This is a genomic window from Burkholderia sp. AU16741 (assembly GCF_002223345.1).
Lineage (GTDB): Bacteria > Pseudomonadota > Gammaproteobacteria > Burkholderiales > Burkholderiaceae > Burkholderia > Burkholderia sola.
Genome location: NZ_NKEZ01000003.1, coordinates 472,187 through 493,669 on the forward strand (window position 1 = coordinate 472,187; position 21,483 = coordinate 493,669).

The following is a 21,483-nucleotide window of genomic DNA, read 5'->3' on the forward strand; positions in this document are numbered from 1 at the left end:
ACGTTGGCTTTCCGAAACTTCTTCCCTGCACGATGCGCAACGTGGATCGTTGCGCTGGCCGCCTGCGCGCAAGCGGGCGCGGCCTGGTCCGCCGATGCGACCGCACCCGTCGCCGGTACGCGTCCGGCAGTCACGAGCCTGAGCGGCAGCGCGTCGTCGGCGCCATCGGCATCGGCCTCGGTCGCGTCGGACACCGCCGCGCAAGGCAACGTCGCCGAGCTGACGCAGATGCTGCACGACGGCCGGATCGTCGAGATGCGCACGACCTACAACGGCAGCTACGGTGCGAGCCTGATGTTCGATCCGCGCGAGATGACGTATTACGTCGCCTTGTTCCAGGACAAGAACCTGTGGCGCGTGATCCGTTCGCAGGAAAAGAATCGCGCGGAGATGGTGTACGCGAATTTCGTTCAGCAGACGGCGCAGCTCGCCGATATCGAGATTCGCCGGACCGAGCTGCAGGCGCAGAAGGCATTTCTCGAACGCGTGATCGCGCTGCAGGCGAATCGTGCGCAGCAGTTGCAGGCCGACTTGAGCGTCGCGCGCAGCCAGCAGGCCGAAGTCGCGCAGCGGCAGAAGTCGGCGCAGGAGCAGGCGCAGGCGCTGCAGGTCGAGAAGCGGGCGGCGCAGTTGCAGTTGCGCGATCTGCAGGAGCAGGTGCGGCAACTCGAGAAGCAGACCGAAACGGGGCTGTCCATGCACAAGTAACGATTCGTCGAACGGACGGAACGAGACGAGCGAAAACCCCGGCGAAGCGATCTTCGCCGGGGTTTTTATTGGGCGGACGTCAATGCGCGAACGCGTCCGGCACGTCGGTCAAGCGGCGATGCGACAGTCGCGTCGTCCAGTCGAAGCCGGCCGCGGGCGCGTGTGTCGGCTGCGTTACGGGCAGCGCGTTCGCGATGGCAATCAACGTGGCCGGATCGTCGAGCGAGTCGCGCGTATCGCGCGTGTCTGCCATGCGCGGCGGCCGGGCGAGCCGATCGCGTGTGCGGGTGTCGCCCGCGGCGCGCGGGAGCGGCGCATGCGCAGCCGGTCGCGGCACGACCGGTGTGCGGGGCGATGCTTGCGTCGTGCGCGGGCCCGTTGCCCGACGTGGCGAAGCAGGGGCGGCGTGCCGCACCTCGGAGGTCGCTTGCGGGTGAAGCGACGCGTGGCGGAGCGGAATGTTGTGCGGGGCGGGCGACGACTCCGTCGTGTTCGCGACACGCGTTGCCATCTTGCGCCGCGGCATGGCGTTCGTCGACGGGGCCGTTTCAGCCTCGGCGACACGTACGGTGCCGGTCGATATCGTGGTGTGCGCGGGCGCGCCGCCGGCGGCTTGAATCGTGTACGGGGAGCCGAAACCCGCCGGTGGCTCGTACGCGCCGATCAGCCAGCCGATGATGCCGAGTGTGCCGATGCTCCAGCAGGCGGCGTACATCGCGCGCCGGTCGCGAGGGCGGCGGGCCGGATGGCGCGAGCGCTGGCCGGGGACGACAGCCGGCGTGACAGTCAACCTGGCCGAGGCCGGCAGCGCCGCCGTCACGGATAGCGGCTGCCATTGGCACGTGCGGTGCGGCCGGTCGACATCGATGCAGGACGTTGTCAGGGTCGCGAGGCAGTGCCTGCCGGGCTCGGCACCCCGTGCGTCGCTAAATCGCCATTCGCGGCCGAACGGCGGGACGTGGTCGAGCGGGGTGGCGCGAGGGCGGGCAAGTGCGCCTTCGACCGGGACGAGGGGGGATGGGATCATGGCGGGGGCGTCGTGCGACACGGGCGACCCGTGCCGACGCGGCGTGAAAATGTCGTCGCAAATCCTGACATTGTGGTCAGCCGGCGAAGGTCGGTCGATCGGATCGATCTGATTCTTGTGCCCGTTTCCGGGCGACTTGTACGAGGCGGCCACCGCGACGCCGGTGACGAGCGCGCTACAAGGCAAATGTCGGCTTGCCGTGGCATGATTCGCGAATCATGCCGGCGGCGCGCCGTTACGCGCGGTGCCGCTGGCGGGCAGCGATGCCCGTGCGCGTCGGCCCGGTCCGGCGCGGCGCGCGTCGCCGGATCCATGCGGCGCGGTATGCGCGCCATCCGAGCTGAGCGAGAAAACATGTCCACAGCGTCGCCTGCCATCGCGCAGGAATCGAAAGTCCGCACCGTCTTCCGCGTCGTCAGCGGCAACTTCCTGGAAATGTACGACTTCATGGTCTACGGGTATTACGCGTCGGCCATCGCGAAAACGTACTTTCCGAGCGGCAACGCCTTCGCGTCGCTGATGCTGTCGCTGTCGGTATTCGGCGCGGGCTTCCTGATGCGGCCGGTCGGTGCGATCGTGCTCGGCGCGTACATCGACCATCACGGCCGCCGCAAGGGGCTGATCCTGACGCTCGGGCTGATGGCGATCGGCACGCTCACCGTGGCCGCGATACCGGGCTATGCGACGATCGGCGTGCTCGCGCCGGTGCTCGTGCTGCTCGGCCGGTTGTTGCAGGGCTTTTCGGCGGGCGTCGAACTCGGCGGCGTGTCGGTCTATCTGTCGGAGATCGCGACGAAGGGCCACAAGGGGTTCTATACGTCGTGGCAGTCGGGCAGCCAGCAGGTCGCCGTCGTGTTCGCCGCGTTCGTCGGCGTCGTGCTGAACCGCGCGCTGCCGGTCGAGGAAATGACCGCGTGGGGCTGGCGCATTCCGTTCCTGATCGGCTGCCTGATCGTGCCGTTCCTGTTCCTGATCCGCCGTTCGCTGAAGGAGACCGACGAATTCCTGGCGAAGCGCCACCGCCCGACGATGGGCGAGATCATGCGCTCGATGCTCGACAACTGGGGCGTCGTGGTGGCCGGCATGGGGATGGTGATCATGACGACGGTGTCGTTCTACATGATTACCGCGTACACGCCGACCTTCGGCAAGGAAGTGCTGCACCTGTCGTCGCTCGACGCGCTCGTCGTGACCGTCTGCGTCGGGATCTCGAATCTCGTGTGGCTGCCGCTGTCCGGTGCGCTGTCCGATCGCATCGGCCGCCGCCCGGTGCTGATCGCGTTCACCGTGCTGACGCTGCTGTCGGCTTACCCGGCCGTGTTGTGGCTCGTCGGCGATCCGTCGTTCCTGCGGCTGCTCGCGGTCGAGCTGTGGCTGTCGTTCCTGTACGCGTCGTACAACGGCGCGATGGTCGTCGCGCTGACCGAAGTGATGCCGGCCGACGTGCGGACAGCCGGCTTCTCGCTCGCGTACAGCCTGGCAACGACGATCGGCGGTTTCACGCCGGCGATCTCGACGCTGCTGATCCACCAGACGGGCAACAAGGCGGCGCCGGGGATGTGGTTGAGTGTGGCCGCGATCTGCGGCTTGATCGCGACGCTCGTGCTGTACCGCACGTCCGACGCGCGCAATCAGTACAAGTCGGCCTGACGGCGGCCGGCATAGCGCGCGGTGTCCATCGCGCATCGCGTTGAAAAAAGGGAGCGCATCGCGCTCCCTTGTTCGTTCGCGGTCAGGCTTCGCGCAGCATGCCGGCCACCGCGGCCGCCACGTCGGGCCACGCGCCCGGCGCAGGCTGGCGGGCGATGCGGGCGCGCGTGTACCACGGGCAGTCGCCGCCGGTGAACCAGCGCCAGTCGGCCGCGAACGGCAGCATGACCCACAGCGGCTTGCCGAGCGCGCCCGCGAGGTGCGCGACGGCCGTGTCGATCGTGACGACGCCGTCGAGCCGCTCGATCAGCGCGGCCGTATCGGCAAAGTCGTTCAGCCGGCCGTCGAGGCGATGCACGCGCGGATGCGCGTCGACGCGCGCCCGTTCTTCGTCGTCCAGCGCGGGCTGCAGCACGATCCAGTCGATGTCCGGCAGCGCGAGCAGCGGCGCGAGCGCGTCGAACGGCATCGAGCGGTTTTCCTGCGCCTGCCGGCGCCCCGACCATGCGAGGCCGAACTTGCGCTTCGACTGCCCGCCGAGCGAGCCGCGAAAGCGCCGCCGGGCGCCGTCGGGCGCATCGAGGTAGCGCGAACCGACGATGTCCTCCGGCTGAAGCCCGAGCAGGAACGGCAGGCTCATCAGCGTGCAGGCGACGTCCGCGGCCGGCGGCTTCGCGGTGCCTTGCGGGACGAGCGTCACGCGCCAGCGCGCGGCGGCCGGCGTCAGCAGTGCGACGAGTTCGGGCTGAACCTCGAGCATGACCCGCGCGCAGCGTGCGCGCACCTGCGGCACGAAGCGGACGAACTGCAGCGTGTCGCCGAACCCCTGTTCCGCGCGGATCAGCAGCGTGCGCGACGCAATCGGCTCGCCCTGCCAGCGCGGCAGCGCGCCGAGCGGCGTCGCGCCGGGCGTCTCGTGGCGCGCTTCGTACGCGGGCAGGCCGCGCGTGAAGTCGCGCAGCGTCAGCAGCGTGACCGCGCGATGCAGCCGCGCGAGCGTGAGATCGGGCGCGACGCGCAGCGCCTGGTCGAATGCGCGCAGCGCCATCTCGTGCGCGCCGAGCGCGTGATGCGCGTTGCCGAGATTCAGCCATGCGAGCCCGAACGACGGATCGAGCCCGACGGCGCGCTCGTAGTAGGGCAGCGCGTCGCGATGGCGCGCTTGCGCGCAGAGCGCGTTCGCGAGCCCGAACAGCGCGAGCGGAAACGGGGGGTGCAGCGCGAGCGCGGCTTCGAATGCCGCGGCGGCCTCCGCATGCCGGCCGACCGCATCGAACGTGTTGCCGAGATTGAAATGCGCGGCGACGAACCGCGGCTGCGCGGCGATCGCGGCCTGGAAGTGCGCGATCGCATCGTCGGCGCGACCCATCGCGCTCAGCGCCATCGCGAGGTTGTTGTGCGCGCCCGCATGCCCGGGCCGGAGCTCGAGCGCGCGACCGAACGCGGCGAGCGCGTCGCCGTGGCGGCCGAGCGCGTTCAGCGCGTTGCCGAGATTGTTGTGGATCGACGCGTCGTCGGGCGTGAGCCGCAGCGCCCGGCTGAACGCGTCGATCGCATCGTCGTGACGCTGCAGCGCCGCATACGCGTTGCCGAGGTTGTAGTGCGCGAGCGGAAATTCGGGTGCGAGCGTCAGCGCGTTGCGGAATCGGTCGATCGCTTCGTCGAGCCGGCCGAGCGCTTTCAGTGCGTTGCCGAGATTGAGTTGCAGCGCGGCATCGTCCGGACGCAGCGCGACGGCGCGGCCGACGAGATCGGCTGCCTCGGCATGCTGGCCCTGCTGGTGCCGCAGCACGCCGAACAGGTGCAGCGCGTCGGCGTTGGCGGGGTTGGAGGCGAGCGCGTGGCGATAGCCGTGCTCGGCCTCGGCGAGGCGGCCCGCACGATGTGCGGCGTACGCCCGGTCGAATGCGGAATCCATGACGCGATAACTGGCGGAAAGCGCGTATTTTCCCACACCGCGCGGCGGGGCCGCGCATCGGCCGTCCGGCATATGGCCCCGTCACGCGGAGCGGCGTAGACTGGCAGGGTCGCGTGTCATCGAGGTCTCCATGGCTGACACACAGTCCGATATCCCACCCGTGCTGATCGTCGGCGCGGGGCCGACCGGCCTTGCCGCGGCGATGAGCCTCACGCGGGCCCGCGTGCCGGTGCGCATCATCGATCGGCTCGTCGCGCCCGCGCCGTTTTCGCGTGCGATCGGCATCCAGGCGCGCACGCTCGAACTGCTGGAGCAGCATCGTGCGGTCGAACCGTTTCTCGCGCTCGGCCATCGCGCCCATGCCGCCGAACTGCATGCCGACGGCCGCGTGATCGCGCGGCTCGATTTCGATCCGCTGCAAACGCGCTATCCGTATCTGATGTTTCTCGACCAGAGCATCACCGAGCGGCTGCTCGCGGAGCATCTGGCCGGAATGGGTGTGACCGTCGAACGCGGTACGGCGCTGACCGCGTGCGACACGGGCGGGAAGGGCGGCACGTCGCTCGACGTGACGCTGCGCGGCGCCGACGGTCGCGACGAGTCGTTCGCCCCGTCGTACCTGATTGCCGCCGACGGCGCGCACAGCACGGTCAGGCACCTGCTCGGCCTGGGCTTTGCCGGGCATGCGTTCGAACAGACTTTCCTGCTGGCCGATTTCGCGGCGATACCCGACTGGCCGGACGAGGAGATCCACCTGTTCACGACGCCCGCGGGCATCGCGGGCCTGTTTCCGATGGGCGGCGGCCGTTACCGGCTCGTCGCGGACCGGCCGCCCGGCAGCGGCGCGTCGCCCGACGCGGCGGCGCCGTCGCTCGAGGAATGCGACGCGATCATCCGCGCGCGCGTCGGCGTATCGATCTCGCCAAGCGATCTCGCGTGGTCGTCCTATTTCCATCTGCACAGCCGGATGGTCGACCGGCTGCGTCACGGCCGCGTGTTCTTCGCGGGCGACGCCGCGCACGTCCACAGCCCGGCCGGCGCGCAGGGCATGAACACCGGCATCCAGGAGGCGTTCAACCTCGGCTGGAAACTCGCGCGCGTGATCCGCGCCGGCGCGCCCGAGCGGTTGCTCGACACGTATCACGCGGAGCGCCATCCGATCGAGCGCGACGTGTTGCGGCAGACCGGTTTCGTCACGCAGGTCGTCGAAGCCGAGCGCGGTGCGATGAAGCTGCTGCGCGATCACGTCGTGCCGCTGCTCGCGTCGTTCGGGCCGATGCGCGACGCGGTCAGGCGCACGGTGAGCGAGCTCGGCGTGCAGTACCGGAAGAGTCCGCTCACGCTCGAGCGCGTGCTCGACGGCGGCCCGCGCGCGGGCGAGCGCGCGCCCGATGCGCTCGTGCACGTGCTCGACGGGCCGCTCGGTCGCGCGCCCGGCACGGCGCGACTATACGATCTTCACGATCCGGCGAGTTTCACGCTGTTGCTGCTGGAAGAGCCGGCGAATGCCGACGCCGGCGAGGTGCCGCCGATCCCGGCCGATGCGCAGGCGCTCGTGCAGGGGCTCGAACGGATCATGCCGGAAGCGGTGCGCGTGTGGCGCGTCGCCGATGCCGAAGGCGACGGTGCGGCGGGGCTTGCGCAGGAATACGGCCGCTCGCGGCCGTCGTTCTATCTGCTGCGGCCCGACGGCTATGTCGCCGCGCGCGGGCGCACGGCGACCGACGCGAACGCGTTGCTGCGCCACTGCGAAAGCTGGTTCGCGGGCATGTCGGTGTCCGCGTAGCCGCGCGCTCAGGCGGGCGCCGCGGCAGGCACGAGCGACGCGCGATGCGCGGCGATCGCGTCGCGCACGATCGGCGCCGCGCGTTGCCCGGCTTCGCTCGACGGGTCGTCGAGCGCGGCGAGCAACGCGCGACGCATCCGCGGTTCCCAGAAGCGCCGGATATGCTCGGCGATGCCGCCCAGCGCTTCGTCGCGATCGGGCATCGATTCGAAGAACGCGCCGATCTGGTTGGCCATGTCGATCAGGTGGTCGTGGTCCATGGCTGCCTCACTTGCCCGTCGTCGCGATGGCCGACGCAGCGGCGCGGCGCTCGAGCAGATCGAGTTGCTCCGAGTTGAAGCGCGCATACGCCTGCTGCCAGTCGGACGGTTGCGCAACCGGCATCACCTGCACGGCCGTCACCTTGTATTCCGGGCAGTTCGTCGCCCAGTCGGAGCTCTCCGTCGTGATCACGTTCGCCCCCGATTCGGGGAAGTGGAACGTCGTGTACACGACGCCCGGCTGCATGCGATCGGACACCAGCGCGCGCAACACGGTCTGCCCGGCGCGCGATTCGATGCCGACCCAGTCGCCGGTGCGGATCCCGCGATCCTCGGCGTCGTGCGGATGGATCTCGAGGCGATCCTCCTCGTGCCACCGGACGTTTTCGGTCCGGCGCGTCTGCGCGCCGACGTTGTATTGCGACAGGATGCGGCCCGTCGTCAGGATCAGCGGATAGCGCTGCGTGACTTTCTCCGGCGTCGGAATGAACTTGGTGATCACGAACCGGCCCTTGCCGCGCACGAACGTGTCGATGTGCATGGTCGGCGTGCCTTCCGGCGCGTGTTCGTTGCACGGCCACTGGATGCTGCCGAGCGCGTCGAGCTTCTCGTACGACACGCCCGAGAAGGTCGGCGTGAGCCGCGCGATCTCGTCCATGATTTCCGACGGATGCGTGTAGTGCATGTCGTAGCCGAGCGCCTGCGACAGCAGCAGCGTGACCTCCCAGTCCGCGTAGCCCGCGAGCGGCGGCATCACCTTGCGCACGCGCGAGATCCGGCGCTCCGCGTTCGTGAACGTGCCGTCCTTTTCGAGGAACGTCGAGCCCGGCAGCAGCACGTGCGCGTATTTCGCGGTTTCGTTCAGGAAGATGTCCTGCACGACGATGCATTCCATCGCCGACAGCGCGGCCGCGACGTGCTGCGTGTTCGGGTCCGACTGGACGATGTCCTCGCCCTGGCAGTAAAGCCCCTTGAAGCTGCCGTCGAGCGCCGCGTCGAACATGTTCGGGATGCGCAGCCCCGGCTCCGGCTGCAGCGTGGCCGACCACGCCTGTTCGAACTGCGTGCGTACGACCGCGTCGCTGATGTGCCGGTAGCCGGGCAGTTCGTGCGGGAACGAGCCCATGTCGCACGAACCTTGCACGTTGTTCTGGCCGCGCAGCGGATTGACGCCGACGCCTTCGCGGCCGACGTTGCCGGTTGCCATCGCGAGGTTCGCGATGCCCATCACCGTCGTCGAGCCTTGCGCGTGTTCGGTGACGCCCAGGCCGTAATAGATCGCGGCGTTGCCGCCCGTCGCGTACAGGCGCGCGGCTTCGCGCACCAGCCCGGCCGGCACGCCCGTCACGTCCGCGGTCGCCTCGGGCGAATTGTCCGCCTGCGCGACGAAGTCGCGCCATTGCTCGAACGCGCGCGTGTCGCAGCGCTCGGCGACGAAGGCGTCGGCCACCAGCCCTTCGGTGACGATCACGTGCGCCAGCGCGTTGACGATCGCGACGTTGGTGCCGGGGCGCAACTGCAGATGATGCGTGGCCTTCACGTGCGGGCCGTCGACGACGTCGATGCGGCGCGGGTCGATCACGATCAGCTTCGCGCCTTCGCGCACGCGCCGCTTCAGCCGCGAGCCGAACACCGGATGGCCGTCGGTCGGGTTCGCGCCCATCACGACGATCACGTCGGCCTGGCCGACCGAGGCGAACGTCTGCGTGCCGGCCGATTCGCCGAGCGTCGTCTTGAGGCCATAGCCGGTCGGCGAGTGGCACACGCGTGCGCAGGTATCGACGTTGTTGTTGCCGAACGCGGCGCGCACGAGCTTCTGCACGAGATAGGTTTCCTCGTTCGTGCAGCGCGACGACGTAATCCCGCCGATCGAATCGCGGCCGTACTTCTGCTGCAGCTTGCGGAATTGCGTCGCCGCGTAGGTGAGGGCTTCGTCCCAGCTCACTTCGCGCCACGGGTCGGTGATCTTCTCGCGGATCATCGGCTTCGTGATGCGGTCCTTGTGCGTCGCATAGCCCCACGCGAAGCGTCCTTTCACGCATGCGTGGCCTTCGTTCGCGAGACCGTTCTTGTGCGGCGTCATGCGCACGACCTGCGTACCCTTCATCTCGGCCTTGAACGAGCAGCCGACGCCGCAGTACGCGCAGGTCGTGACGACCGAGTGCTCGGCCTGCCCGAGCTGCACGACGGATTTTTCCTGCAGCGTGGCCGTCGGGCAGGCGGCGACGCAAGCGCCGCACGACACGCATTCCGACGCCATGAACGATTCGCTTTCGCCGGCGGCGACACGCGATTCGAAGCCGCGCGCGGCGATCGTCAGCGCGAACGTGCCCTGCGTTTCCTCGCACGCGCGCACGCAGCGGTTGCAGACGATGCACTTCGACGGATCGTACGTGAAGTACGGATTCGATTCGTCCTTCGTGTCCTTCAGGTGATTCGCGCCATCGAAGCCGTAACGCACTTCGCGCAGGCCGACCACGCCGGCCATGTCCTGCAGTTCGCAGTCGCCGTTGGCCGGGCAGGTGAGGCAGTCGAGCGGGTGGTCGGAGATGTACAGCTCCATCACGTTGCGGCGCAGCGACTGCAGCCGGTCCGATTGCGTGCGCACCTTCATGCCGGCTTCGGCCGGCGTCGTGCACGACGCCGGATAGCCGCGCCGGCCTTCGATCTCGACGAGGCACAGCCGGCACGAGCCGAACGGCTCGAGCGAATCGGTCGCGCACAGCTTCGGGACGTTGACGCCGGCTTCGATCGCCGCGCGCATCACCGACGTGCCGGCCGGCACCGTGACCGGCTGGCCGTCGATTTCGAGCGTGACGTCGGTATCGGCGTACCGTTGCGGCGTGCCGTAGTCGGTTTCGTCGTGCGGATCGCGTGCGCGCGCCTGGGCGGCGCTCTTGCACGCGCATTGGCCCGAGCCGCAGCCGCCTTGGCGGACGTTGTTCGTGTCGAGGGACATGCAGGGCTCCTTCTGGGTCAGGCCGCAGCCTTGACCGGGCCCGACGCGGCATCCTTGCCGGCAGCGAGCCCGAAATCTTCGGGGAAATGGTCGAGCGCGGACAGCACCGGGTACGGCGTCATGCCGCCCATCGCGCACAGCGAACCGGCGAGCATCGTGTCGCAGAGGTCGCGCAACAGCGTGATTTGCCGCTCCGACGTGTCGCCGTCGCGAATCCGCGCGATCGTCTCGACGCCGCGCGTCGAACCGATCCGGCACGGCGTGCACTTGCCGCACGATTCGATCGCGCAGAACTTCATCGCGTATTCGGCCAGCTCGGCGAGATTCGACGTGTCGTCGTGCAGCACGATGCCGCCGTGGCCGACCACCGCGCCGATCGCCGTGTACGCTTCGTAGTCGAGCGGCACGTCCCACTGGTGGTCGGGCAGGTAGGTGCCGAGCGGGCCGCCGACCTGCGCGGCGCGGGCCGGCCGGCCGCTGGCCGTGCCGCCGCCGAAGTCGAACAGCAGCTCGCGCAGCGTGACGCCGAACGCGAGCTCGACGAGGCCGCCGTGACGGAGGTTGCCGGCAAGCTGGAACGGCAGCGTGCCGCGCGAGCGGCCCATCCCGTAGTCGCGATAGAACGCGGCCCCGCGCGCGAAGATCACGGGCGCGGTCGCGAGCGTGATCACGTTGTTGATCACGGTCGGCTGGCCGAACAGGCCGGCGAGCGCGGGCAGCGGCGGCTTCGCGCGCACGACGCCGCGCTTGCCCTCGAGCGATTCGAGCAGCGCCGTTTCCTCGCCGCATACGTACGAGCCCGCACCTTTCGCGACGTGCAGCTCGAATGCGTGCGCGGAGCCGAGCACGTGCTCGCCGAGCCAGCCGGCTTCGCGCGCGCGGACGATCGCGGCTTCGAGCGTGGCGATCGCGTGCGGGTATTCGCTGCGCACGTAGATGTAGCCGACCGTCGCGCCGGTGGCGACGCCCGCGATGATCATCCCTTCGATCAGGCAGTACGGATCGCATTCCATCAGCAGGCGATCGGAGAACGTGCCGGAATCGCCTTCGTCCGCGTTGCAGACGATGTATTTCTGCGCGGCGCGGGCTTGCCGCACGGTGCGCCACTTGATGCCGGCCGGGAACGCCGCGCCGCCGCGGCCGCGCAGACCCGACTCGATCAGCGTTTCGCATGCGGCATCGCCGTCGAGCGCCAGTGCGTTCTTCAGGCCGGCGAGGCCTTCGTGTTGCAGGTAGTCGTCGATCGACAGTGGATCGGTCAGGCCGATCCGCGCGAACGTGAGCCGTTGCTGGCGCGCCAGATAGGGCAGCGCGTCGACGAGGCCGACGCCGCTCGGATGCGCGCCGCCGTCGAGCCAGTTGGCGTCGAACAGGGCCGGCACGTCGGCGGCCGACAGGTTCGCATAGCCGACGCGGCCCGCGGCCGTCCCGACCTCGACGAGCGGCTCCAGCCACAGCAGCCCGCGCGAGCCGTTGCGGACCAGTTCGATCGCGATGCCGCGGCGTGCGGCTTCGGCCGCGATCGCGGCGGCGAGTGCGTCGGCGCCGAGCGCCAGCGCGGACGAATCGCGCGGAACGTAGATGCGGGTCGTCATGCGGCCTCCGGCGTATGGGCGACCGCGTCGGCCAGCAGCGCGTCGAACTTCTCCGGCGTGACCTTGGCGTGGAGCACGCCGTTGACCGTCATCGACGGCGATTGCGCGCACAGTCCGAGGCAGTAGACCGATTCGAGCGCGACGTCGTCCGGCGTGCGGCCTGCGGCGCCGTCGCCGTGCGCGGCGTCGAACCGGCAGCCGGTGCGAGCTTCCGCGTGGGCGGCGAGCGTTTCGCAGCCCATGCTGCGGCACGCTTCGGCGCGGCACATCTGGATCGTCACGCGCGCGGGCGGCGCGGCGCGGAAATGGTGGTAGTAGGTCAGGACGCCGTGCACTTCCGCGCGCGACAGGTTCAGCGCCTTGGCGAGCGGCGCGACGCAGCCCGACGGCACGTAGCCCGCATCGTCCTGGATCGCGTGCAGGATCGCGACGAGCGACCGGCCGGCGCGCGCATGGCGCTCGACGAGCGCATCGGGCGCAGGGGAATTCGGGGACATCGGTTATGCTCCTCCAAAGTCTCATATGCGCTCGAAATTCATATAGTGCGCAGCGGGACTTCGTTCTGATTGATTTTCACCAACGATAAGCGGAAGATTTCGCGGTCGCAATAGGAAATCGGAGTGCATAATTGATTCGGATCGAATGCGACGCGTATCTGACCGTACGCGACACCGAAGGCCGGTCGGCCAGCCTGTCCGACGTCGCGCCGCTGCTGGAGCTCGTGGCCGATACGGGCAGCATCTCGCAGGCCGCGCAAGCCAAGGGGCTGTCGTACCGGCACGCGTGGGGCATGCTCCGCGCGCTGGAGTCGTGCATCGGCGGCGAGTTGATCGAAACCGCGCGCGGCAAGGGTTCGACGTTGTCGGCGCTCGGGCAGGCGGTCGTCGACGCGCAGCGCCTCGCGCGCAGCCGCCTCGACGGGAACCTGCGCACGCTGGCGGCCGAAGTGGCCAGCGAGTTGAACCGGCGGCTCGCGCAGCGCGACGGGGCCGTGCGCATTCATGCGTCGCACGGGTATGCGGTGGCGACGCTCGTTTCCGCGCTCGTCGATGCGCAGGCGGCCGTCGACATCAAATACCGCGAGAGCGTCGAGGCCGTGCAGGCGCTTGCGCGCGGCGAATGCGACCTCGCCGGTTTCCATTTGCCGCGCGGTGCGTTTCGCGCGCAGTGCGCGCAAATCTACCGGCCGTGGCTCGACGACACGCGCCACGTGCTGATCCACCTGACGCGCCGCCAGCAGGGGCTGTTCGTCCCCCGCGGCAACCCGAAACAGGTGCGCGGGCTTGTGGATCTGGCACGCAACGACATCCGCTTCGTCAACCGCCAGCCGGGGTCGGGCACGCGGATGCTGCTCGATCTCGCGCTGCGCGCGATCGGCATCGATCCGGAGCGCATCGACGGCTATGCGTCGGCCGAACTCACGCATTCGGCGATCGCGGCGTTCGTCGCGAGCGGCATGGCCGATCTCGGTTTCGGCGTCGAGCCGGCTGCCCGTCATTTCGGGCTGGACTTCATCCCGGTCGTCGACGAGGACTATTACTTCGCATGCGAACGCGCGCGGCTCGATGTGCGACCGCTGGCCGATGTGCTGGCGCTGTTGCGCGACGCACGCTTCGTCGAGCGCGTCGCGCATCTCGACGGCTACGATCCGGCCGCGTGCGGCGCGCTGGAACACATCGCGACGGGGCTGGCCGGCGGCGACGGCGCGAGTGTGCCGGACGGCAATTTCCGGTAACGAGACGGCGATCGAACCGCGCTGCAGCAGCGGGGGATTTGCGCTACGCTTGCCGCTTGATCAACGTTCCAACAAGCACGCCGTTCAGGCGTCATCCCGCCATGAAATTTTCCGTTCCCCTTGCCGCGGCAGCGTTGACCGCGGGGCTGCTGGTCGTCGCTTCTCCGTTGGCGCTCGCGCAGAATTCCCCGGGTGTGCCCGGCGGCATCCTGAGCGAACAGTTCCGCCTGAACGAACATCCGCAGATGCCGTTCGCGGCGTCGGCGCCGTCGGAGAAATACCAGAGCGGCAAGAAGTCCGCATTGCGCCGCAAGGGTGACCTGGGCGACCCGAACGGCTGCAACCTGAAGTGCCCAATGGATACCCGGTAACGCGCAGGCAACGTGTCGGCGTTCCGAGCGGGGCGTCTGTCTTCTGCGCCGCGACCTGATCAACTGACAGACGCTGCGTACGTTTCGTCCCCATCCCGCTCGATTCGAGCCCCGCGAAGCCCGTCGCTTCGCGGGGCTCGTGCTTTTCTGCGAGCGTTCGTGCCATGCAAGCATGGAGGAGGCCGCCGTTCGCCGACGCCGCGCCGAAAGCAATTCAGGGTTAACCCGTAAATCAGGAAGGCTGTCTTCCTGAAACCTGCCTTATTCTTAAGCATCCACCTACATAAACTTCGGTTTGTCGGCGCTGATCAAGGTGTTCACCGCCGAATCAGACAAATCTGGAGGTAGGTCATCATGAAATCGCTCGTTCAAGCCGTCGTCGTTGCTGCAGCTCTCGTTGCTCCGGTCGTGTCGTTCGCCCAGTCGGGTTCGGCGATCACCCGTGCGCAGGTCCGTGCCGAACTGGTTCAACTCCAGCAGGCCGGTTACAACACCGCCCGCGGCGAGGATCCGCATTATCCGGAAGCCATCCAGGCCGCAACGGCGCGTATCGCGGAGCAGCAGCGCGGTGCGCTCGCACAAGCGCAAGGCGCCGACGCCAGTGGCTACGGTGCGCAGGCACAGGGCGCATCGGCGTCGGGTTCGCGAGCAATGGGCGTACGCCCGGCCAGCGCGGAAGAAATGAAGTCGCTGTATCGCGGCAGCTAAGCCGCACATCGCCCGGTATGGGCGGCGCTGGCGCGGCGACGCGTCGTGCGTTGCCCGAAGCCTGGCCGCCGGGCCGGCCGCCGCCCGGCGCGATCGATGATGGCCCGGGCGCGGCAGAAACATCGGTCACCTCCGGCCGCCGAATACCGGCGGCATTCCGCCCGGCCCGTCCGCGGCTGGGCGCTTTTTCGGAAGGGAAGGAGGCAGGCGTGCGCGTTTCGCCGGCAACAAAAAACCCCGCAGACTTGCGTCATGCGGGGTTCGTGCGACGAGCGCGGAATTTGGTGGAGGCGGCGGGAATCGAACCCGCGTCCAGAAGCGCTCCACGACTAGTTCTACATGTTTAGTCCAGTCTTTTGATTTAACCGCAGCGACGCGGACGAACACGCTGCACTACGGCGATTCGCTAGATTTTCGACCCTGGCGTCGCGACGCCGACAGGGCTTAACTGACGTAAATGACCTCTGGCGGTATTGCTACCGGTCTTGCGACACTAGCCCGTCAGTGAACTAGGCAGAGGACGGCGGCCCTTAGGCTGCCAGTGCGAACGTATCGTCGTTTGCAGTTACGATTTTCCCATTGATTAACGAGGTGACGGGTCCTCGACATGCCCTAGCCGCTTCACAACCCCTGTCGAAACCAGGTCGCCCCCGCGGATAAGATCGATCATTATAGCCCAACATCGCGCAGCAGGGCCTGCAGTTCCTGCGTCGTGTCGACGAGGTGCTGGGCCTGCCAGTCGGCCGGCGCGACGCCGTCGCCGCAATAGCCGTACGCGGCCGCGACGGTGGCCATCCCGGCGGCGCTGCCGGCCTGAATGTCGCGCAGGTCGTCGCCGACGTAGACGATGCGCGCGGGCGCGAGCGTCAGCTGGTCGGCCGCATGCAGCAGCGGGGCCGGATGCGGCTTCGGGTGCGGCGTTGTGTCGCCCCCGACGATGCAGGCCGCGCGCGGCGCGAGGCCGAGCAGTTCGACGAGCGGCGCCGTGAGCCGCATTGCCTTGTTCGTGACGATGCCCCAGCGCACCCCGCGCGCATCGAGTTCGTCGAGCACGTCGCCGATGCCGGGAAACAGCGTCGTATGCACGCAGAGGTCGGCCGCGTAGTTGGCCAGGAACTCGTCGCGCATCGCCTCGTAGCCGGGCGTGTGCGGATCGATGCCGAACGCGCCGCCGAGCAGCCCGCGCGCGCCGGCCGAGGCCAGCGGCCGCAGCACGTCGATCGACGTTTCGGGCAGGCCGCGCTCGCGCTGCATCTTGTTGACGGCTGCCGCGAGATCGGGCGCCGTGTCGGCGAGCGTGCCGTCCAGATCGAACAGGACCGCATCGCAGTGCAACAGGCGCGGTTCGTCTGCGATCCGCGCGGTCGAAAGGGGAGTCGTCATGCCGGTCAAAAGGTCATGCGCCGCGTCGGCATGCGACGAGGTAGTTGATGTCGGTGTCGTTGGACAGCGCAAAGCGCTTGCCGATCGGGTGATACGTGATGCCCTTGATCTCGGCGATGTGCAGATCCGTCGCGCGCACGAAGCCGGCCAGTTCCGACGGGTGGATGAAGCGTGCGTAATCGTGCGTGCCCTTCGGCAGCATTTGTGCGATGTATTCCGCGCCGATCACCGCGAACAGGTAGGACTTCAGGTTGCGGTTCAGCGTCGAGAAGAACACCCAGCCGCCCGGCTTCACGAGCGTCGCGCACGCGGCCACGATATCGCCGGGCGACGGCACGTGCTCGAGCATCTCCATGCACGTGACGACGTCGTAGGTGCCCGGTTCGCGCGCGGCGATCGCTTCGGCGGCGATCGCCTCGTAATCGACCGAAATGCCGCTTTCGAGGCTGTGCAGGTCGGCCACGCCGAGCGCTTCGGTCGACAGGTCGATGCCTTTCACCTGGGCGCCGAGTCCGGCCATCGATTCGGACAGGATGCCGCCGCCGCAGCCGATGTCGAGCACGCGCTTGCCGACCAGGTGCGCATGCGCGTCGATCCAGCCGAGCCGGACCGGGTTCAGGTCGTGCAGCGGTTTGAATTCGGCATTCGGATCCCACCACCGGTGGGCGAGGTCGCTGAATTTCTGGAGTTCGTGCGGATCGGCGTTGGTCATGTCGGCAAACGGGCTACGAGAGGAGGGCGGTGCTTCGGTGCGTCAGCCCCGAGTATATAAGCGGGCGGACGACGAGGCCAGCGAGCGCCTGGACGGGCGTCAATGAAAAAGCCCCGCCGGAGCGGGGCTTTGAAGCAGTCGAAAACCGCGGCTTAGTTTGCCGGAACGGTCGTCTTCTGCACTTGCTGCGTACCAACCACTTCGACTTCCACGCGGCGATCCGGTGCGAGGCAGGCGATGAGTTGCTTGCGGTTCTTCTGGTTGCAGCCAGTCGTAACCGGGTTGCGCTTGCCCTTGCCTTCCGTGTAGATCTTGTTGGCCGGCACACCCTTGCTGACCAGGTACGACTTCACGGCTTGCGCACGGCGCAGCGACAGACGGTCGTTGTACTTGTCCGAACCGATGCGGTCCGTGTAGCCCGTTGCGACGACCACTTCCGTGTTCATGCCTTCGATCTTCGAAGCCAGTTCGTCCAGCTTTTGCTTGCCCAGCGGCTTGAGCGTTGCCTTGTCGAAGTCGAACAGTGCATCAGCTTGATACGTGATCTTCTGGCTCGTGATGGCCGGAGCGACCGGAGCGACCGGCGGCTGCGGTGCCTGGGCGACCAGTGCGCCATCGCACTTCGCGTTGGCGGTGGCCGGCGTCCAGAACGCATCGCGCCAGCAGAGCTCGTTCGTGCCGTTCATCCACACCCATTCGCCCGTGCCGTTCACCCAGTTGTCATTGACGGCTTGACGCGACGCCGGCACCGACTGTGCCGAAGCGGATGCAGCCATAACTGCGGTAGCTGCAATGAACGCGAGCTTTGAAAGTTTATTCATATTTCTCCTCTCGAAATTGAGATTACCGCAGGTTTACTGCGAGCCTGTTGACGGTGACAAGTCATACATTGCTCGAAGTATAACATTGGTGCGGCACAAAAAACGCGGCACCGCTCTGTGTAGACTTCGAGCAGCGTCTAACTTTCAGTGCGTTGGCATTTTGCCATATCGTTCCCTTCCTACGAAAAAAAATCCTCCCCACCCCAAGATCGCTTCAACTTTGTGGTGCATGCGCAACACCGGCCTGCCGTAACTTTTAGAGATTGTCAAGAGCGGGGCGGCGAAATCGCGCGATCGCGTGCAGTTGTTTACTCGTGCGCGGGAAACATGGCGGATGCGATCGCCTTCGACGTCGCGTCGCGTGTCATTTCGCCGGTGCGGATTCCGACCGATGATGTCGGTCGATTCGTCGCGGCCGCGATTTTTGCTGTTTACATATAGAGGGGGAGGCGGATTGGCGGCTGATGGGCGCATGTTAGAATCTCGCGTTGCGTTGCGCATGCAGCGCCCACGCGAAAGGCGTTCGCCGTCTTCGCTCCGAAACGATACGGATACATGGATCAATTCGCCAAAGAGACCCTGCCCACCTCCCTAGAGGAGGAAATGCGCCGTTCGTATCTCGATTACGCGATGAGCGTGATCGTCGGACGTGCCCTCCCGGATGTCCGCGATGGCCTCAAGCCGGTGCACCGGCGCGTGTTGTTCGCGATGCACGAACTGAACAACGACTGGAACCGCGCGTACAAGAAGTCGGCGCGTATCGTCGGCGACGTGATCGGTAAATACCACCCGCACGGCGATACCGCGGTCTACGACACGATCGTGCGGATGGCGCAGGATTTCTCGCTGCGCTACATGCTGATCGACGGGCAGGGCAACTTCGGCTCGATCGACGGCGACAATGCCGCGGCGATGCGTTACACCGAAATTCGCATGGCGAAGATCGGTCACGAGCTGCTCGCCGACATCGACAAGGAAACGGTCGATTTCGAGCCGAACTACGACGGCAACGAAATGCAGCCGTCGGTCCTGCCGTCGCGCATTCCGAACCTGCTGATCAACGGCTCGTCGGGCATCGCGGTCGGCATGGCGACCAACATCCCGCCGCACAACCTGAACGAAGTCGTCGACGCGTGCCAGCATCTGCTCGGCAACCCGGAGGCGACGATCGACGAGCTGATCGAGATCATCCCCGCGCCGGACTTCCCGACGGCCGGCATCATCTACGGCGTCGCCGGCGTGCGCGACGGCTATCGCACCGGGCGCGGCCGCGTCGTGATGCGTGCGGCCACGCACTTCGAGGAGATCGACCGCGGTCAGCGGATGGCGATCATCGTCGACGAGCTGCCGTACCAGGTGAACAAGCGCTCGCTGCTCGAGCGGATCGCCGAGCTCGTCAACGAAAAGAAGCTCGAAGGCATTTCCGACATCCGCGACGAGTCCGACAAGAGCGGCATGCGCGTGGTGATCGAGCTCAAGCGCGGCGAAGTGCCGGAAGTGGTGCTGAACAACCTGTACAAGGCGACGCAGCTGCAGGACACGTTCGGCATGAACATGGTCGCGCTCGTCGACGGCCAGCCGAAGCTGCTGAACCTGAAGGAAATCCTGCAGTGCTTCCTGTCGCACCGACGCGAAGTGCTGACGCGCCGCACGATCTACGAACTGCGCAAGGCCCGCGAACGCGGCCACGTGCTCGAAGGTCTCGCGGTCGCGCTCGCGAACATCGACGAGTTCATCGCGATCATCAAGGCCGCGCCGACGCCGCCGATCGCGAAGCAGGAGTTGATGGCGAAGCCGTGGGATTCGTCGCTCGTGCGCGAGATGCTGACGCGCGCCGAGAGTGAGAACGCGGCGGCCGGCGGCCGTTCCGCGTACCGTCCGGAAGGCCTGAACCCGGCGTTCGGGATGCAGACCGACGGGCTGTATCGCCTGTCCGACACGCAGGCACAGGAAATCCTGCAGATGCGTCTGCAGCGCCTGACCGGCCTCGAGCAGGACAAGATCATCGGCGAGTACCGCGACGTGATGGCACAGATCGCCGACCTGCTGGACATCCTCGCGCGCCCCGAGCGGATCACGACGATGATCGGCGAGGAACTGACCGCGGTGAAGGCCGAATTCGGCGACGCGCGCCGCTCGAGGATCGAGCTGAACGCGACCGAGCTGAACACCGAGGATCTGATCACGCCGCAGGACATGGTCGTCACGATGTCGCACGCGGGCTACGTGAAGTCGCAGCCGCTGTCCGAGTACCGTGCGCAGAAGCGCGGCGGCCGCGGCAAGCAGGCGACGCAGATGAAGGAAGACGACTGGATCGAGACGCTCTTCATCGCGAACACGCACGACTACATCCTCTGCTTCTCGAACCGCGGCCGCGTGTACTGGGTCAAGGTCTACGAAGTGCCGCAGGGTTCGCGCAACTCGCGCGGTCGCCCGATCGTCAACATGTTCCCGCTGCAGGAAGGCGAGAAGATCAACGTCGTGCTGCCGGTCAAGGAATTCTCGGCCGACAAGTTCATCTTCATGGCGACGTCGCTCGGCACCGTGAAGAAGACGCCGCTCGAAGCGTTCAGCCGCCCGATGAAGAAAGGCATCATCGCGGTCGGCCTCGACGACGGCGACTACCTGATCGGTGCGTCGATCACCGACGGCGCGCACGACGTGATGCTGTTCTCGGACTCCGGCAAGGCCGTGCGTTTCGACGAGAACGACGTGCGTCCGATGGGGCGCGAGGCACGCGGCGTGCGCGGCATGCAGCTCGAGGAGGGGCAGCAGGTCATCGCGATGCTGGTCGCGGGCAGCGAGGAGCAGACCGTGCTCACCGCGACCGAAAACGGCTACGGCAAGCGCACGCCGATCACCGAGTACACGCGCCATGGCCGCGGCACGAAGGGTATGATCGCGATCCAGACGTCCGAGCGCAACGGCAAGGTCGTGGCCGCTACGCTCGTCGACGCCGAGGATCAGATCATGCTGATCACGACGGCCGGCGTGTTGATTCGCACCCGTGTTTCCGAGATACGCGAGATGGGTCGCGCCACGCAAGGTGTTACACTCATCAGTCTCGATGAGGGTACGAAGCTCTCTGGCCTGCAGCAGATCGCGGAGGCCGAAGAGGGAGAGGGCGAGGCCGACGAGGCGTCGGACGGCGAAGCCTGAAGAACGGATGAGACTCTGGCCGCCGCGGGCGCAAAGCGCCGCGGCCGGCGAGCAACCATTCATATTTCCAAAAGGGAGTGATGATGCAAAAGCAATTCAAGCAACTGGTTCTGCTGGCTGCACTGGTGCCGACGTTCGCGATGGCGCAAGCGCTGTCGAATTCCGCACCGGCTGCTCCGGCGGCAGCTGCGCCGATCGACGCCGACAAGAAGGCAGCGATCAAGGATCTGCTCGACGCGATCGACGCGCCGAAGCTCGTGTCGGCAATCGGCAACAGCGCCGAAATGCAGGCGAAGCAGCTCGTGCCGGCTATCCTGTCGGACGCGCTGTCGGAAAACAAGACGCTGAACGACAAGCAGAAGCAGGCTGCCGTTCCGACGCTGCAGAAGAACGCGGTGCCGAAGCTGGTCGACGGCGCGGGCAAGGTGTTCGGCACGCAACAGTTCCAGAGCGACGCGATGTCGGCTCAGTACGACGCATACGCGAAGTACTACAGCACGTCGGAGATCAAGGATCTGACGACGTTCTACAAGAGCCCGACGGGCCGCAAGTTCATCCAGGTTCAGGATCAGGTCGGTCGCGACGTGGTCAACGGCCTGATGCAGAAGTACATGCCGCAAGCGATCCAGGCAACGCGTACGCAGGCTGACAAGGAAGTCGCAGCAGTCAAGCCGGGCAAGTAAGCTGTCCG

At 67.3% G+C, this 21,483-nt stretch carries 17 protein-coding genes and 1 other RNA gene; 8 read left to right on the forward strand and 10 right to left on the reverse strand.

The window, feature by feature from the left end; all coding sequences use genetic code 11:
• Positions 1–3 precede the first annotated feature (3 nt).
• Entirely contained in the window at positions 4–708 is a 705-nt protein-coding gene (locus CFB89_RS04650) for a DUF2968 domain-containing protein (protein WP_089466915.1), read from the forward strand.
• A 79-nt stretch (positions 709–787) separates the two neighbouring features.
• Here the strand turns inward: CFB89_RS04650 and CFB89_RS04655 are convergent, their stop codons facing one another.
• Positions 788–1,888, reverse strand: a complete 1,101-nt coding sequence (locus CFB89_RS04655) for a hypothetical protein (RefSeq protein ID WP_256979577.1) — start codon at positions 1,886–1,888, stop codon at positions 788–790.
• Positions 1,889–2,089: 201 nt separating this feature from the next.
• Between CFB89_RS04655 and CFB89_RS04660 the strand changes: the two genes are divergently transcribed.
• Positions 2,090–3,385 carry an MFS transporter gene (locus CFB89_RS04660; protein ID WP_089466916.1) on the forward strand — a complete coding sequence of 432 codons (1,296 nt, stop codon included), beginning with the start codon at positions 2,090–2,092 and terminating at the stop codon, positions 3,383–3,385.
• Positions 3,386–3,467: 82 nt separating this feature from the next.
• Here the strand turns inward: CFB89_RS04660 and CFB89_RS04665 are convergent, their stop codons facing one another.
• Complete coding sequence (locus CFB89_RS04665) at positions 3,468–5,375, reverse strand: tetratricopeptide repeat protein (protein WP_089466917.1); 1,908 nt, start codon at positions 5,373–5,375, stop codon at positions 3,468–3,470.
• Between the two features lie 58 nt (positions 5,376–5,433).
• Here CFB89_RS04665 and CFB89_RS04670 point away from each other — a divergent pair, with 58 nt between their 5' ends.
• Complete coding sequence (locus tag CFB89_RS04670) at positions 5,434–7,089, forward strand: FAD-dependent monooxygenase (protein WP_089466918.1); 1,656 nt, start codon at positions 5,434–5,436, stop codon at positions 7,087–7,089.
• Positions 7,090–7,097: 8 nt separating this feature from the next.
• On the opposite strand, the gene CFB89_RS04675 is transcribed toward CFB89_RS04670, so the two are convergent.
• From CFB89_RS04675 to CFB89_RS04690, 4 genes are read right to left on the reverse strand one after another with little or no spacing between them, the layout of a single operon-like run.
• Positions 7,098–7,349: a formate dehydrogenase subunit delta gene (locus CFB89_RS04675; protein WP_089466919.1), complete on the reverse strand. Its 252-nt coding sequence runs from the start codon at positions 7,347–7,349 to the stop codon at positions 7,098–7,100.
• 7 nt (positions 7,350–7,356) lie between these two features.
• Complete coding sequence (gene fdhF, locus CFB89_RS04680; protein ID WP_089466920.1) at positions 7,357–10,308, reverse strand: formate dehydrogenase subunit alpha; 2,952 nt, start codon at positions 10,306–10,308, stop codon at positions 7,357–7,359.
• 17 nt (positions 10,309–10,325) lie between these two features.
• A complete protein-coding gene (locus CFB89_RS04685; protein ID WP_089466921.1) occupies positions 10,326–11,903 on the reverse strand; it encodes an NADH-quinone oxidoreductase subunit NuoF in 1,578 nt (525 codons plus the stop codon).
• A complete protein-coding gene (locus CFB89_RS04690; RefSeq protein ID WP_089466922.1) occupies positions 11,900–12,400 on the reverse strand; it encodes an NAD(P)H-dependent oxidoreductase subunit E in 501 nt (166 codons plus the stop codon). Before CFB89_RS04690 ends, CFB89_RS04685 begins: the two co-directional genes overlap by 4 nt.
• Positions 12,401–12,531: 131 nt before the next feature.
• Here CFB89_RS04690 and CFB89_RS04695 point away from each other — a divergent pair, with 131 nt between their 5' ends.
• The 3 genes from CFB89_RS04695 (at position 12,532) to CFB89_RS04705 (ending at position 14,717) form a co-directional block, all read left to right on the forward strand.
• Positions 12,532–13,638 carry a substrate-binding domain-containing protein gene (locus CFB89_RS04695; protein ID WP_089466923.1) on the forward strand — a complete coding sequence of 369 codons (1,107 nt, stop codon included), beginning with the start codon at positions 12,532–12,534 and terminating at the stop codon, positions 13,636–13,638.
• Between the two features lie 101 nt (positions 13,639–13,739).
• Positions 13,740–14,009 (forward strand): hypothetical protein, encoded by a 270-nt coding sequence (locus tag CFB89_RS04700; RefSeq protein WP_089466924.1) that lies wholly within the window; start codon positions 13,740–13,742, stop codon positions 14,007–14,009.
• Between the two features lie 354 nt (positions 14,010–14,363).
• Positions 14,364–14,717 carry a DUF4148 domain-containing protein gene (locus CFB89_RS04705; protein ID WP_089466925.1) on the forward strand — a complete coding sequence of 118 codons (354 nt, stop codon included), beginning with the start codon at positions 14,364–14,366 and terminating at the stop codon, positions 14,715–14,717.
• A gap of 282 nt (positions 14,718–14,999) precedes the next feature.
• Here CFB89_RS04705 and ssrA read toward each other — a convergent pair.
• The 4 genes from ssrA to ompA all read right to left on the reverse strand — a co-directional run bounded on the left by ssrA (position 15,000) and on the right by ompA (position 17,633).
• Positions 15,000–15,369, reverse strand: a transfer-messenger RNA (tmRNA) gene (gene ssrA, locus CFB89_RS04710).
• A gap of 17 nt (positions 15,370–15,386) precedes the next feature.
• Entirely contained in the window at positions 15,387–16,100 is a 714-nt protein-coding gene (gene gph / locus CFB89_RS04715) for a phosphoglycolate phosphatase (RefSeq protein ID WP_089466926.1), read from the reverse strand.
• Positions 16,101–16,113: 13 nt separating this feature from the next.
• The gene (ubiG, locus tag CFB89_RS04720) at positions 16,114–16,812 is read right to left on the reverse strand and encodes a bifunctional 2-polyprenyl-6-hydroxyphenol methylase/3-demethylubiquinol 3-O-methyltransferase UbiG (RefSeq protein WP_089466927.1); all 699 of its coding nucleotides are present in this window, start codon (positions 16,810–16,812) and stop codon (positions 16,114–16,116) included.
• Between the two features lie 152 nt (positions 16,813–16,964).
• Positions 16,965–17,633, reverse strand: a complete 669-nt coding sequence (gene ompA / locus CFB89_RS04725; protein ID WP_006476579.1) for an outer membrane protein OmpA — start codon at positions 17,631–17,633, stop codon at positions 16,965–16,967.
• Positions 17,634–18,188: 555 nt separating this feature from the next.
• Here ompA and gyrA point away from each other — a divergent pair.
• Together gyrA and CFB89_RS04735 are read left to right on the forward strand one after the other, a co-directional pair.
• Positions 18,189–20,792, forward strand: a complete 2,604-nt coding sequence (gyrA, locus tag CFB89_RS04730; RefSeq protein WP_089466928.1) for a DNA gyrase subunit A — start codon at positions 18,189–18,191, stop codon at positions 20,790–20,792.
• Positions 20,793–20,875: 83 nt separating this feature from the next.
• The gene (locus CFB89_RS04735; RefSeq protein WP_006486966.1) at positions 20,876–21,475 is read left to right on the forward strand and encodes a DUF2059 domain-containing protein; all 600 of its coding nucleotides are present in this window, start codon (positions 20,876–20,878) and stop codon (positions 21,473–21,475) included.
• Positions 21,476–21,483 lie beyond the last annotated feature (8 nt).